The organism is Bradyrhizobium sp. SMVTL-02 (assembly GCF_051853005.1).
GTDB lineage: Bacteria > Pseudomonadota > Alphaproteobacteria > Rhizobiales > Xanthobacteraceae > Bradyrhizobium.
In genome coordinates, this window is record NZ_CP182469.1 from 6,109,106 (window position 1) to 6,123,479 (window position 14,374).

At 65.7% G+C, this 14,374-nt stretch carries 11 protein-coding genes; 1 reads left to right on the forward strand and 10 read right to left on the reverse strand.

Translation table 11 applies throughout. From position 1 onward, the window contains the following. Positions 1–15: 15 nt before the first annotated feature. Complete coding sequence (locus ACNJYB_RS29215) at positions 16–918, reverse strand: outer membrane protein assembly factor BamD (RefSeq protein WP_439370018.1); 903 nt, start codon at positions 916–918, stop codon at positions 16–18. 243 nt (positions 919–1,161) lie between these two features. Then, positions 1,162–2,124, reverse strand: a complete 963-nt coding sequence (lpxC, locus tag ACNJYB_RS29220; RefSeq protein ID WP_439370020.1) for a UDP-3-O-acyl-N-acetylglucosamine deacetylase — start codon at positions 2,122–2,124, stop codon at positions 1,162–1,164. A 297-nt stretch (positions 2,125–2,421) separates the two neighbouring features. On the opposite strand from lpxC, the gene ACNJYB_RS29225 reads away from it, so the two are divergent. Continuing rightward, complete coding sequence (locus ACNJYB_RS29225) at positions 2,422–3,444, forward strand: IS110 family transposase (protein ID WP_439368201.1); 1,023 nt, start codon at positions 2,422–2,424, stop codon at positions 3,442–3,444. Positions 3,445–3,716: 272 nt separating this feature from the next. Here the strand turns inward: ACNJYB_RS29225 and ftsZ are convergent, their stop codons facing one another. The 8 genes from ftsZ to ftsW all read right to left on the reverse strand — a co-directional run bounded on the left by ftsZ (position 3,717) and on the right by ftsW (position 14,292). After that, positions 3,717–5,519, reverse strand: a complete 1,803-nt coding sequence (gene ftsZ / locus ACNJYB_RS29230; RefSeq protein ID WP_439370021.1) for a cell division protein FtsZ — start codon at positions 5,517–5,519, stop codon at positions 3,717–3,719. Positions 5,520–5,606: 87 nt separating this feature from the next. After that, on the reverse strand, positions 5,607–6,929 hold the full coding sequence (ftsA, locus tag ACNJYB_RS29235; RefSeq protein ID WP_439370022.1) for a cell division protein FtsA: 1,323 nt from the start codon (positions 6,927–6,929) through the stop codon (positions 5,607–5,609). After that, positions 6,926–7,948, reverse strand: coding sequence for a cell division protein FtsQ/DivIB (locus ACNJYB_RS29240; RefSeq protein WP_439370023.1), 1,023 nt, complete (start codon positions 7,946–7,948; stop codon positions 6,926–6,928). Before ACNJYB_RS29240 ends, ftsA begins: the two co-directional genes overlap by 4 nt. 347 nt (positions 7,949–8,295) lie before the next feature. Next, positions 8,296–9,282, reverse strand: a complete 987-nt coding sequence (locus ACNJYB_RS29245; protein ID WP_439370024.1) for a D-alanine--D-alanine ligase family protein — start codon at positions 9,280–9,282, stop codon at positions 8,296–8,298. A 22-nt stretch (positions 9,283–9,304) separates the two neighbouring features. Further along, a complete protein-coding gene (gene murB / locus ACNJYB_RS29250) occupies positions 9,305–10,225 on the reverse strand; it encodes a UDP-N-acetylmuramate dehydrogenase (RefSeq protein ID WP_439370025.1) in 921 nt (306 codons plus the stop codon). A 181-nt stretch (positions 10,226–10,406) separates the two neighbouring features. Next, positions 10,407–11,810 (reverse strand): UDP-N-acetylmuramate--L-alanine ligase, encoded by a 1,404-nt coding sequence (gene murC, locus ACNJYB_RS29255; RefSeq protein ID WP_439370027.1) that lies wholly within the window; start codon positions 11,808–11,810, stop codon positions 10,407–10,409. A 122-nt stretch (positions 11,811–11,932) separates the two neighbouring features. Continuing rightward, a complete protein-coding gene (gene murG / locus ACNJYB_RS29260; RefSeq protein ID WP_439370029.1) occupies positions 11,933–13,033 on the reverse strand; it encodes an undecaprenyldiphospho-muramoylpentapeptide beta-N-acetylglucosaminyltransferase in 1,101 nt (366 codons plus the stop codon). 107 nt (positions 13,034–13,140) lie between these two features. Beyond that, positions 13,141–14,292, reverse strand: a complete 1,152-nt coding sequence (gene ftsW, locus ACNJYB_RS29265; RefSeq protein WP_439370031.1) for a putative lipid II flippase FtsW — start codon at positions 14,290–14,292, stop codon at positions 13,141–13,143. Positions 14,293–14,374 lie beyond the last annotated feature (82 nt).

The following is a 14,374-nucleotide window of genomic DNA, read 5'->3' on the forward strand; positions in this document are numbered from 1 at the left end:
GAACCCCAAAATTTCCTAGCCGAGGCCCATCTTCTTGAAGGTCTTGCTGATCCAGGACCCCTGATTCTCGCTCGGCTCGAGACCACCCGATTTTACAAGATTATAGGCGTCCTTGTACCAGCGGCTGTCAGGAAAATTGTGGCCGAGCACGGCGGCCGCGGTCTGTGCCTCGCCGACGATGCCGATCGCCATATAGGCTTCGGTCAGCCGGTAGAGCGCCTCCTCGACATGGCGCGTGGTCTGGTACTGGGTGACGACGGCCTTGTAGCGGTTGATCGCGGCGGTGTAGTCGCGCTTCTGCGCGTAGTAGCGGCCGACGTTCATTTCCTTGCCGGCGAGCTGGTCGCGGGCGCCCTCGATCTTGGCCTTGGCCGAAGTCGCATATTCGGACGTCGGATATTTGCGCACCACCTCTTCCAGCGAGGCGATCGCCTTCTCGGTGCGGGACTGGTCGCGGCTGATGTCCGGGATCTGATCGTAGTGCGAGGCGGCAATCAGGTACTGCGCATAGGCCGCATCCGGGCTACCGGGATGCAGCGTGACGTAGCGGGTGGCAGCGCCGATGCAGCCGTCATAGTCGCCGCCCTGGTAGGCGGCGTAGGCCGACATCAGCAGCGATTTGCGGGCCCAGTCGGAATAAGGATGCTGGCGGTCGACCTCCTCGAACTTCTTGTTCGCCGCCTTCATGTCCTTCTTCTCGTTCATGAGGTACAGGCCCTCATTGTAGAGCTTGTCGGCAGGCTCCTCGACGAAGGTGTCGTCCTTGGCGGTGAACTTGTCCCAGAGCTCGCCGGTGCCGCAGCCGGCCAGCGGCAGCGCGAGCAGGAGGAAGCTGGCGGCCTGGAGCAGCCCACGGGCCGCGATCGAGGCCTTAGGCGAAATCCAAAGAGGTCCGCGCCTCATACGCTGTGCCGACATGAGTTTTGCCCTGACGCCCTGTGATGCGGTGCCCGCCAGCCCATGAACCCGTCATGAGCGCGAAATGGTGCCGTGGTGCCTGCCACGCGACCACGCCGATATATCCAAAAACGATCCCTAACCAACCGGATAGGCAGGCATTTCGCCCGGATTAAGGCGAACGTGCCGCGATGCTAGCCGATCATGGTTACCAGGAGCTTCCCGGGGCAAGTCGCCGTCAAAGGCCAGCGACAGCAGATCCCTTCAGGACACGTCCGGCCCGTAGGCGGCCGCAATCCGGCCGCCGACAATGCCGCGACCGACCTCGCCCACCGGACGGGTGCTGCGACGCACCGCCTCACCCACGACCACACGCCAGGCAGTACGCTCGGCAAGCAGCGCGGTCAGGACGGCGTGGTTAAGCTTGTGGCCGCCGCGGACCGAACGGTAGGCGCCGAGCAGCGGCAGCCCGGCCAGCGCGAGGTCGCCGATCACGTCCAGCACCTTGTGACGGGCACATTCGTCGGCGTAGCGCAGGCCCTCGGTGTTGAGCAGCCGCTCCTCGTCGAACACGACGGTGTTGTCGAAGGAAGCGCCGAGGGCATAGCCCGCGCTCCAGAGCCGGGCCACATCGCACATCAGGCCGAAGGTCCGGGCACGGCCGATTTCGCGGCGGAAGCGCTCCGGATTGAGGTCGAGGGCGTAGCTTTGCTGACCAATGACGGGATTGGTGAAGTCGATCTCGATCTCGGCGCGGAACCCGTTGGCATAGGGCCGGATTTCGCCGAAGGAGTCGCCGATCTTGACCGAGACCGGCTTCAAGACCTGGATGAAGCGGCGCTGTGCGGACTGGGTGACGATGCCGGCCTGGTCGATGGCGGCAATGAACGCTGCGGCGCTGCCGTCCATGATCGGTACTTCGGGCCCGTCGAGCTCGATCGTGGCGTTGTCCACACCCATGCCCCGCAGTGCAGCAAGCACATGCTCGGCGGTGGAAACCAGCGGGCCGTTACGATCGCCGAGGACGGTGGCAAGGTCGGTCGCGATCACCTGCTCGGCGGTCGCCTGAACTTCGCGGTCGCTTCCCTCGAGGCCGGTACGGACAAAAACAAAACCCGCATCGATCGGTGCAGGCCCAAGTGTGAGAGTGACGGGAAGACCGGAGTGAACGCCGACGCCGGCCACGGTGGCTTGCGCACGAAGCGTTGTTTGCCGGCTAAATTTCATCAGGAACCCGCCCCACTACGACCCGTTGCGACTTATACTCGACCCGACCGATCGGCTGAGACCGTCGTGCGAATCCGTATCCCCAAGTCACGGCAAACCATAGTTGCTGCCTGAAACAGCGCCAACTCACGGTTTTTTACCGATTGTTACCCCAAACCTGCCGTATTCGCGCCAAGGCTTAACCAAATTGCCCCGGGGTTTTGGGCCGCTGCCGGCGGTTTTAGTGAATCACGTGGCCTAATCGCACGCGCGAGACTGAGGCAGAATGTTCTCCTCAGTGCAAAAGAGGAGCATGTGATGACGCTTTATGTTGGTTTGGACGTATCGCAAAAGGAAACGGAGATTTGTGTCATCGACGGTGACGGTCGGCGCACTTGGCGGGGCAAATGCTCCTCGGAACCGGAGTGCATCGCAATGGCGCTGCGCGAGCACGCTCCAGACGCAGTTCGGGTCGGCATGGAAACCGGGCCGCTGGCGATCTGGCTTTGGCATGGGCTGCGCGCTGTCGACGTTCCAATCGACTGCATCCACGCGCGCCATGTCGCGGCGGCGCTCTCGCTACAAGTTAACAAGACGGACGTGAACGATGCATTTGGGATCGCGCAAGTGGTGCGCTCCGGTTGGTACCGGCCCGTCGCCATCAAGAGCCTGCAGAGCTGTCGTATCCGAGCCCTGCTCTCAGCCAGAAGCGAACTCGTTGCGATTCGTACGACGCTTTACAATCAAATTCGTGGTCTACTGAAGACCTTCGGCGTGGTGCTCGCAGCCGGTAAGGGCGGAACGTTCGAGCGCGCAGTGCTCACGCGATGTCCGGCGGACCCCTTGATCCGAAGCGCCATTGACGCGCTGCTTGAGGCTTGGCGTGTTGCGGGAGAGCGCAGGCAGAGGCTCGATTCGCAACTTCTACGTCTCGCGCGCTCCCATGAGGCCTGCCAGCGCATGATAACGATCCCCGGTGTAGGCGCGATTACTGCATTGACGTTCACGACGGCCATCGACGATCCTAACCGCTTCTCCCGATCCACCGATGTCGGAGCGTTTCTCGGCCTGACACCTCGGCGCTATCAATCCGGCGAGGTCGATATCTCTGGCCGGATATCCAAGTCAGGCGACCGCATGGCCCGAAGCCTTCTGTTCGAGGCGGCCAACGCGCTCATGACGCGCGTGCGCAAAGATAGTGCACTCCGCCGTTGGGGGCAGCAATTGATGGCTCGGATCGGGTCGCGAAAGGCGAAGGTCGCCGTGGCGCGCAAACTCTCCATCATCCTGCATCGTATCTGGCTGGATGGCACGGAGTTCGCAGCTGCGCCGGCTACCTGAGCCTAGCTAGCTAAGCCAATATCTCTGTAGATCGTCCTGGAAGGACGCTGGCTGGATTATCCCGTAACTTCTTGGGCGGCTTCAGACCGCGGGAATCACATGGGGAGATCCACTGGCGAGGGCCATGATGAGGCGGCACATTCTTCCGACCTCGAAGACGACAAGGTCCGGTACCCAGGGCAGTTGACAGCCGTGTGCTCCCGGGAGAAAAGGAAAGGTCCCGGCAAGCGTGTCGCCGGGACCTTTTTTCGTCTGCCTTGTTGTAACAATCCTCAGGTCGCCTGCCGCCGCAGGAAGGCCGGGATGTCAAGATGGTCGTCACCCTGTGGCGCCGGTGCAACAGGTGCGGGGCGGCCATGCATGTCGAGGCCCTGCGGCGCGGGACGGCGGGCATACTCCGATACCGGCTCGCTGGCCGCGATCTGCTGCGCCACGGTCTTCTGCGGCCGGCGCTCGGGCAGTGGCGGCATGGCCGCGCTGGCGGTGCGGGTGGCCACCGGCGGCTCGCTCTCCTCCTCGCGGCGGCCAAGGCCGACATTGGCGAGGCGCTGCAGCAGCGACAGGCGGGTCTTCTGCGGGGCCTCTTCCTCCACCTCGCCGCGGGCCTGGCGAATCTCGGCCTGGGCGGGCATCGGCAGCTCCTCGATTCGCGGCATCCTGGGCGCACGGACCGGCGGGCGCTCAGCCTGTGGCGGGATGAAGTTTTCCGGCGTCATGGGCTCCTGCATTGCGACGGCACCCATATCAGGCTCCGGGAACAGGGTCGGCTTCTGCGCGATCGGCCGCACGGTGACGTCGCCATAGGTCTGCGGCGCGGGCGCCTGAGGGACTTCGGCAACGGCGGCCGCGATGGCGGCGAGCGCCGCGCGCTCGACGTTCGGCCGCGGCGCGACCGGAGCGGCCGTAACCGGCGCTGGCGCGCCAGCCGGGATCTGGGCTTCCAGCTTCTGGGCGCGCTCGGCCAGGCGCTGGTTGTCGGCGCGCAGGCGCGCGGTGAGGTCCGCCAGACGGCTTTCGGCAGCGGCGGCTGGAGCTGCAGGAGCCTGCTGCACCTGGGGCGCGGCGTTCGCGACCGGCGCGGAGGTCGCCTGGCTGTTGCGGGCGATCGCGGCCTGCTCGATGCCGGTGGCGACGACCGAGACGCGGATCAGGCCATCGAGGGCTTCGTCGAAGGTGGCGCCGACGATGATGTTGGCGTCCTGGTCGACTTCCTCGCGGATGCGGGTCGCAGCCTCGTCGACCTCGAACAGGGTGAGGTCCTTGCCGCCGGTGATGGAGATGAGGAGGCCCTTGGCGCCCTTCATCGACGAGTCGTCGATCAGCGGGTTGGCGATTGCAGCTTCCGCGGCGGTCAGCGCGCGCTTGTCGCCGGAGGCCTCGCCAGTGCCCATCATCGCCTTGCCCATCTCGCGCATGACGGCGCGGACGTCGGCGAAGTCGAGGTTGATCAGGCCTTCCTTGACCATCAGGTCGGTGATGCAGGCGACGCCCGAATAAAGCACCTGGTCGGCCATCGCGAAGGCATCGGCGAAAGTGGTCTTCTCGTTGGCGACCCGGAACAGGTTCTGGTTCGGGATGATCAGGAGCGTATCGACCACCTTGTGCAGCTCGGCGATGCCGGCTTCAGCGGTGCGCATGCGGCGGCCGCCTTCGAAGTGGAACGGCTTGGTCACGACGCCGACGGTGAGGATGCCCATGTCGCGCGCGGTCTTGGCGATGACCGGGGCAGCGCCGGTGCCGGTGCCGCCGCCCATGCCGGCGGTGACGAACACCATGTTGGCGCCCGAGAGATGGTCGCGCAGTTCGTCGATCACCTCTTCTGCCGCCGCGGCGCCGACGTTCGGCTGCGAACCTGCGCCCAACCCTTGCGTGACCGCCGTGCCCATCTGCACGATGCGCTGTGCCTTCGACATCGTCAGCGCCTGTGCGTCGGTGTTGGCGACCACGAAGTCGACGCCCTGGAGGCCCGCCGTGATCATGTTGTTGACGGCGTTGCCGCCGGCGCCGCCGACGCCGAACACGGTGATCCGGGGCTTCAGTTCGTGAATATCAGGAACGTTGATGCTGATGGTCATGGTTGCCTCTCGATCACGCGCGTGTGGGTTCGCCCCGGCCGGCGGCCGCGGGAGTTGGTGAAAATGGGAAATTGCGGAAAGGAGTCATCAAAAGCCCTCGCGTAGCCATCGTCCAACCCTTCCGAAATAACCGCCGGTCCCTGTTCTGATCTGCTGCCGCGTATGCCGCGGTTCGACATGTTCCTGGTGAACATATTGCGGGTAGACGAGCAGTCCGGTCGGCACCGCGAACGCGGCGTTCTTCGCCTCGTTGGGCAGCCGGCCGAAACCGAGGGGACGTCCAACCCGCACGGGCCGGCCGAGAATTTGCGTTCCGAGTTCGACGAGACCGGTCAGTTGCGAGGCGCCGCCCGACAGCACGACGCGGCCGTTGGGCTCTGACGCGAAGGGCGAATCCTTCAGCCGGTCCCGGACCATTTCGAAGATTTCCTCGGCACGGTGCTTGACGATGTTGGCGATAGTGGCGCGGGAGACGATCTGCGGCAGATCCTGCTCGTCACCGGCTGTCGGTACAGACATCAGCTCACGCGAGTCCGATCCGCCGGTGATGACCGTCCCGTATAAAGTCTTGATTCGCTCGGCGTCGGCAATGGTCGCCGAGAGTCCGCGCGCGAGATCCATCGTGATGTGTTGCCCGCCGACCGCAAAACCCGCCGCATGCACGAAGCGGCCGCCGGAATAGACCGCGATCGTCGTGGTGCCCGCGCCCATCTCGACGACGGCCGCGCCGAGATCGGCCTCGTCGTCGGTCAGCACCGACAAGCCGGCGACATAGGAGCTCGCCGCCATGGCTTCGACATTGATGTGGCAGCGCTCCACCGCGAGCATCAGGTTCCGCGCCACGGTGGCGTCGCAGGTGACGACGTTCATGTCGACGCCGAACTGGTGCGCAACCATGCCGCGGGGATCGCGGATGCCCTTGACGCCGTCGAGCGTGTAGCCGACCGGCAGCGCGTGCAGCACGGTGCGGCCTTCGCCGGTGGCGTGGCGCATGCCGGTGGAGGTGACGCGGCTGACGTCGGCCGGCGTCACGGCGCCGCCGCGGATGTCGGCGGCGGCTTCGACCAGCTGGCCGGAGAGCCGGCCGCCCGACACCGAGAGCAGCACGGACTCGACCCGCACCTTGGCCATCTTCTCCGCCAGCGCGACGGCCTGGCGCACCGCCTGCTCGCATTCACCGAGATCGATCACCGCGCCGGCCTTCATGCCGCGCGCCTGGATCTGGCTGTAGCCGATCAGCTCCACCGCGTGGGTGCGGCCGCGCAAGGCTTCGCTCGGCGCCGACGGCTTCAGCCGCGCGATCATGCAGGCGATCTTGCTGGTGCCGATATCAAGACAGGCGACGAGGCCGCCGCGCTTGTGCGGCATCGGGCGCGTCTTGGGGGTCTGGGTGCGATCGAGACCGGTCATGCGGCGTCCCCGGCCTTCTTTTTCTTCTTGTCCTTGAACTGCTCTTCGCGCGCCTTGGCGGCGTCGTCGGACAGCTGCACCACCAGCCGATCGGGCAGGCGCATGTCGACGGCGACGATGTCGCGGGAGAACAGCTTGTCTTCCTTGTCGAGCCTGGACAGCATCGAAAGCGCGTTGCCGACGTCCTGCTCGGGCAGGCGAATGTCGAGGCCGTCCTTCAGCCTCAGGTTCCAGCGCCGCTCGCCGACATAGACGGCGGCCTTGGTCACCGCATTGACCTGCGGATAGCGCGCCAGCAGCGCCAGGAAATCGCGGGCCTGGGTGTCGGCGCCCTTGCCGACCACGAGCGGCAGCGACAGGAAGCGGCGCGAGACGTAGGGCTCGAGCACAGCGCCGTCGTCGGCGATGACGGAGAGGCGACCCGCCTCCTGCCACAGCGCGAAGGCCTGGCGCTCGGTGATGTCGATCATCAGCCGGCCCGGATAGAGCTTCAGCACGGTCGCATCCGCGATCCAGGGATTGGCCTTGAGCTTCTCGCGCACGACGTCGGCGTCGAGGAACAGCAGCGAGGAGCGGCCGCTGACGCCGCCGATCGCGAGGATCTCGTCCTGGGTGAGCTGCTTGCGGCCGTTGATCACCACGGAGGTGATGCGGAAGCCGGCGGAATTGGCCATGGCGTTGCGGGCATCGCTGACCGCGGTGAGGAAATCCTGGAGATGGCCGCCCTTGACGATGCCGAAGCCGCAGCTTCCGAGCAGCAGCAGCACGGTCATGGTGATTCCGACCCGGCGCGGCGCATAGCGCTCGACCAGGGCGACCACGCGCGGCGGCGGCTCGCGCTCGACGACGGCTTTGGCCCTGGCTTTGGTCCTGATCCTGGCGGCCGCGCGCTTCTCCTCGCGCTTCTCTTGCACCCACTCGCGCAGAAGCACGACCGCTCCGATAGCGGCCGCCTTGAGGTCAGCTTGGGGCCTCAGCGATCTGAAAAGCGACCGGGTGAGGCTTCCTGCTCCATCCATTGCACGAGCTCGTCAACAGTTTGCCCGCGACATTGCGCGGATCCTGGCGAACATGACGTCTCGGTGCCGGGCCGGGTGCTGGTCTTCAGCAGAAGAAGCCTTCCCCCTTCAAAGCGTTCGCTCGGGGGTGACATCACCCGCCACAGCTCACGCGCCGGCAGCCAAAGCGCCATATGCGCCGCCAGCGTTAACCTTCGGATGTCCTGGTAAACAAAAGGTAAAATTCGTTAACACGGGACGCTTTTTGCCCAGCCATGTGAGGCATTTATGCCGCGATGTCCGGCATTTTACCGGATTTGGACCCGAAACCGGGCCGTTTCGCCCGCTCGGCCGTTAACCAGTCCTAACTATTTCCGCACGGCCCGCCCGGCGAGCTCGACCAGCCCGTGCAGGAAGTCGACGAATTCGATGCCCTCGGCTTTCAGCGCCTTGGGGTAGAGCGAGGACTTGGTCAGCCCGGGCAGCGTGTTGGTCTCGAGGTAGACGAGGCCTCTCTCCGAGACGATGAAGTCCGAGCGGGAATAGCCGGTGCAGGACATCGCCCGGTGCGCCAGCATCGCCTGCTCCCTCAGCGCCGCGGTGATCTCCGGCGAAAAGCGGCCGGGACAGATCTCCTGGGTCGACTTCAAAAGATATTTTGCCGCATAATCGAAGCTGCCCTCGCCCGGAATGATCTCGATCGGCGGCAGCGCGATGATCGAGCCATCGGTGCGCTCCAGCACGCCACAGGTTGCCTCGACGCCGGCGATGTAGGGCTCGATCACGTACTCTTCCTGCTTCGCCGCGTTGCGGACCGCGACGAGGTCCTGCTTCGCATTGACGAAAATCAGGCCATAGCTCGATCCGTCGCGCGCCGGTTTTGCGATCAGCCTGCCATATTCGGCGAAGGCCTCGTCGATGTCGTGGAGCGCCACGTTGGCCGGCGGCGTGACGCCGCCGAGCGCGGCGAAACGCTTGGCCGCGATCTTGTCGAAGGCGAGATGGGAGGAGGCCGAGCCCGAGCCGGTAAACGGCACGCCGCGCGCCTCGCACATCACCTGCAATTCGCCGTTCTCCGCGCGCCCGCCATGCAGGCCGAGCACGAGCACGCGATCTTCCGCCTTGGCCCGGTCGAGCGCCTGCGCGAGCGGAATGCCCGATGTACCCGGCTTGAACTCGTCCTCGAACGGACGCGCATGCTCGAGCAGCTGCTTCGACTGCACCACATGCACCTTGTCCTCGACGTCCCACCACCAGAGATCGGCCTCGGGCAGCGCCTGATGCAGCGCCTGCGCCGAGGCGACCGAAACCAGACGCTCGCGGTTCGAGCCGCCGAAGAGGATGGTGATGCGCATGTTCTCTCGTCGCTCGTCCAGGTTAACCGGAAATCCCGATCCGCTTGATTTCCCAGTGCAGCTCAATTCCGGAATTCGCCTTCACGCGTTCGCGCACGGTCTCGCCGAGCGTCTCGATGTCCTGGGCAGTGGCATCGCCGGTGTTGATCAGGAAGTTGCAGTGCATCTCGGACACCTGCGCGCCGCCGACGCGCAAGCCGCGGCAGCCGGCGGCGTCGACGAGCTTCCAGGCGGAATGGCCCGGTGGATTCTTGAAGGTGGAGCCGCCGGTCTTCTCGCGGATCGGCTGCGCGCTCTCGCGATGGCTTTGCACCTCCGCCATGCGCGCGCGGATCGCCTCTGCATCCTTGATCTCGCCGCGAAAGCGCGCGGAGGTGAAGATGATGGAGGGATCGACGCCACTGTTGCGGTACACGAACTTCATGTCGGCATTGGAGAAGACGTGCTTGGTGCCGTCACGATCGACGCCCCTCGCCTCGATCAGCACGTCCTTGGTCTCGCCGCCATTGGCGCCCGCATTCATGCGCAGCGCGCCACCGATCGTGCCGGGAATGCCGAAAAAGAATTCGAGCCCGCCGATATTGGCGCTCGCCGCCACCTCCGCCACGCGCTTGTCCAGCGCGGCCGTGCCTGCGGTGACGATATCACCGCTCGCGGTCGCCTCGCCGAAGGCGCGCGGGGCAAGACGGATCACCACGCCGGCAATGCCGCCATCGCGCACGATGAGATTGGAGCCGACGCCGATGACATAGACGGGAATGTCGGAGCCAAGATGCGCGAGGAAGTAGGCGAGATCGTCCTCGTCCGCCGGTGTGAACAGCACCTGCGCGGGGCCGCCGACGCGAAACCAGGTGAGCTCGGCCAGCGACTGGTTGGCCAGCAGCCGGCCACGCAGGTCAGGCATCGTGGCTTTGAGAGCGGGGGTGATGTCCGGGAAGCTCATGCCTCGTCCTCAAGTGAGGAGAGCACGCTCTCTCCGTTCCCTCCCCCGTTGTGGGGGATCAGGGAGGGGGGTAGCCCCAAGCGAGATTGGAGTTTGTGGCTACCCCTCTCCCCCGCCCTCCGCCACGAGGGGGGAGGGAGCGCAGTTTGCCGTGCGGCTGGCTGCGAGTCTTTCATCAGATTCACCCCAGCGCCTTCAATTCGCCGGGCAGCGCATACGCCCATTGCGTGATGTTGCCGGCACCAAGACACACGACGAGATCGCCGGATTTCGCCAATCCCTTGACGATGCCCGCGAGCTCCGGGGCCGCCGGCAGCGGGATCACCTCGCGATGACCATGCGCGCGCAGGCCGGCGACGAAATGATCGCGGTCGATGCCGTCGATCGGCGCTTCGCCCGCGGCATAGACGTCGGCGACGACGACCGCATCGGCGTCGTTGAAGCAGGTGCAGAATTCCTCGAACAGCGATTGCAGGCGCGTGTAGCGATGCGGCTGCACCACGGCGATCACCTTGCCGGTGTAGGAATCGCGCGCCGCCTTCAGCACCGCTGCAATCTCCACGGGATGATGGCCGTAATCGTCGATCACGGTGACGCCGTTCCACTCGCCGGTCTTGGTGAAGCGGCGCTTGACGCCGCCGAAGCCTGCGATCGCGCTTCGGATCTTGTCGTCGGAAACGCCGAGCGCGTGAGCGACCGCAATTGCAGCCGTCGCATTCGAGGCGTTGTGCCGACCCGGCATCGGCAGCGCGAGGTCGGCGATCTCATGGGTGGCGCCGGTCTTGCGGTCACGGATCACGACCCTGAACTTCGAGCCGCCACCGCCCGCGGTGAGATCGACGAGCCGCGCATCGGCCTGCGGATTCTCGCCATAGGTGATGATGCGGCGATCCTCGATCTTGCCGACGAGGCTCTGCACCACGGGATGGTCGATGCACATCACGGCAAAGCCGTAGAACGGCAGGTTCTCGACGAAATGCCGGAACGCGTCCTGCACGGCATCGAAGGTCTTGAAGTGATCGAGATGCTCGGGATCGACATTGGTGACGATCGCGACATCGGTCGGCAGCTTCAGGAACGTGCCGTCGCTCTCGTCGGCTTCGACTACCATCCAATCCCCAGCCCCCAGACGCGCATTGGAGCCATAGGCGTTGATGATGCCGCCATTGATCACGGTGGGATCGAGCCCGCCGGCATCGAGCAGCGTTGCGACCATCGTGGTCGTCGTGGTCTTGCCATGGGTGCCGGCGATCGCGACGCAGCTCTTCAGCCGCATCAGCTCGGCAAGCATTTCGGCGCGGCGCACCACGGGAATGCGGCGCTCGCGCGCCGCCACCAGTTCCGGGTTGTCGCGCTTGATCGCGGTGGAGACGACGACGACCTCGGCGCCGTCGACATTCTCGGCCTTGTGGCCGACCGAGACTTTCGCGCCCTTCTTGCGCAGGCGGTCGAGATTGTAATTGTCGGACGCGTCCGAGCCCTGCACGGCATAGCCGAGATTGACCAGCACCTCGGCGATGCCGCTCATGCCGATGCCGCCGATCCCGACGAAGTGGATGGGTCCGATCTCGCGCGGCAGTCTCATGCTCTGTTCCCTGACCTTGCCGCCGGAAAGGCGGCATCTGGCGAAGGTCACGGCCAAATCAGCCGCGCGCCCTTCCTACTGGATGCCCCGCTTTGGAAGGCCATGACAAGGGCTTTTTCGCGTCAGATTCCCGCGACCTTGACCACCAGATCGGCCAGCCGCTCGGCGGCATCGAGCCGCCCTGCCCCCTTCGCGGCCGCGGCCATGGCGGCAAGGCGCGCGGGTTCGGCGGCGAAGCCGGAGATTTCGGCGGCGAGGCGGTCGGAGGTGAACTCGGTCTGCGGGATGCGGATGGCGCCGTCGACCTTGGCCAGCACGCCGGCATTGGCGAACTGGTCCTGGTCGATCGAGCCCGGCAGCGGCACCAGGATCGAGGGCCGGCCGATGGCGGCAAGCTCGGCGACGGTGCCGGCGCCGGAGCGCGACACGATCAGATGGTTGGAGGCGAGCCGCGCGGGCAAGTCGGCGAAGAACGGCGCGAGCTCGAACTTGATCTTGAGCTTGTCGTACACGGCGCGGACACGCGCCATGTCCTCTTCGCGCACCTGCTGGGTGAGGATGAGACGGCTCCACAGCGCAGGCTCGAGCTGCTCGATCGCGCCCGGGACGATGTCAGCCATGATGCGCGCGCCCTGGCTGCCGCCGACGACGAGCAGGCGCAGCGGCCCGTTGGTTTCGGGCGCCGTGTATTGCACGGCAGCCGCCGCGAGGATCGCGGGCCGCATCGGCGTGCCGACCGTCGTCGTCTTGGCCGACAGCGCCGGATCGCGATCCAGCACGCCAGGCAAGGACGTCGCGATCGCACGGACCCGGCCCGACAGGAACCGGTTGGCACGACCGAGCACCGCATTGGCGTCGTGGATGATGCCGGGCACGCCGGCGAATTTTGCCGCGACCAGCGGCGGCAGCGTCGGATAGCCGCCGAAGCCGACGACGGCGGCCGGCTTCAATCGCTTGATCAGGCCGTAGGCAGAGAGCGTGCCGACGGCGAGGGTGAGGCCGGCATAGGCGAGCTGGAACGGATTGCGGCCGCGCGCGGTCTCGCTTCTGACGACGTCGATCATGTCCTTGCTGAACAGTCCGCTGTAGCGCAGCGCGCGCTCGTCGGTGACGAGGCGGACGCGAAAGCCGCGCCGGATCAGCTCGACGCCGAGCGCCTCGGCCGGAAACAGATGGCCGCCGGTGCCACCCGCGGCGAGAAGAATCAGGGGGGAAGTGTCCATAAATGCCCTTTTACAAGGCCTTTGCCGTCATTGCGAGCGCAGCGAAGCAAGCCAGAATCCCTCCGCGGGAACAGCCTGGATTGCTTCGCTGCGCTCGCAATGACGGCTTACGCGTAACTGCGCATCGCCTCGGCGTGGCCGCTGGCCTCGACCTCGGTGCGCGGGCGCAGCCGCGTCAGCGCCAGCATCATGCCGACGCCATAGGCGAGCGACACGATCGAGGAGCCGCCATAGGAGATGAACGGCAGCGTCATGCCCTTGGCGGGGATGAGCTGCAGGTTGACCGACATGTTGATCGCCGCCTGCACGCCGAACAGGATCGCAAGGCCGGACGCCGCGAAGCGGGAGAACATGTCCTCATTGGCATAGGCGCGGGAGAGCGTGCGGATGACGACGAAGGCGAACAGCGCCAGCATGGCAAGGCACAGGACGATGCCGAACTCCTCGGCCGCGACCGCGAACACGAAGTCCGTATGGCTGTCCGGCAGGCTGCGCTTGGCAATGCCCTCGCCCGGCCCGAGGCCGAGCCAGCCGCCGTTGTAGAAGGCCTCCATGGCGGTATCGACCTGGAAGGTATCGCCCGAAGCCGGGTTCATGAAGCGCTTGATGCGCCCTGCAACGTGCGGGACGAACAGATAGGCGCTGAACAGGCCGGCGGCGGCGGCGCCGGCAAGACCAAACACCCAGATCATGCGCATGCCCGCGATGAAGAACAGCGAACCCCACACCATCAGGATCAGCATGGTCTGGCCGAAATCCGGCTCCATCACCAGCAGCGAGACCAGCATCAGCAGCAGCACCAGCGCCATCGAGGTCGCCGGCATCTCCGGCCGCTTGGTCGATTCCGCGAACAGCCAGGCGGCGATGACGACGAAGGACGGCTTTGCGATTTCGGAGGCCTGGATGTTGACGCCGAGCAGCGTGATCCAGCGCCGCGAGCCCTTCACCTCGGGGCCGATCGCGAGCGTCACCACGATCAGGATGATGCTGATGGCGAAGATGATCAGCGCGCTCCGGCGGATCGACCGCGGCGACAGGAAGGACACCCCGAGCAGCACCAGGCAGGACGGCAGGAGGAACATCACGTGGCGGCTGAAGAAGTGGAAGGGATCGAGCCCGATGCGGGTCGCAACCGGCGGGCTCGCCGCCAGCGACAGGATCACGCCGGTCAGCATCAGCGCCAGGATGGCGCCCATCAGCGGCTTGTCGACGGTCCACCACCACTCGGAAAAGGGGGTGCGTTCTTCACGGGAGAGCATGGGCGGCCGCCTTCGGACAGAGGTCCGCCCATTGGTCGCCGAGGTTGGTTACCGGAGGGTTAAGGAACTGCGGATGTTTGGA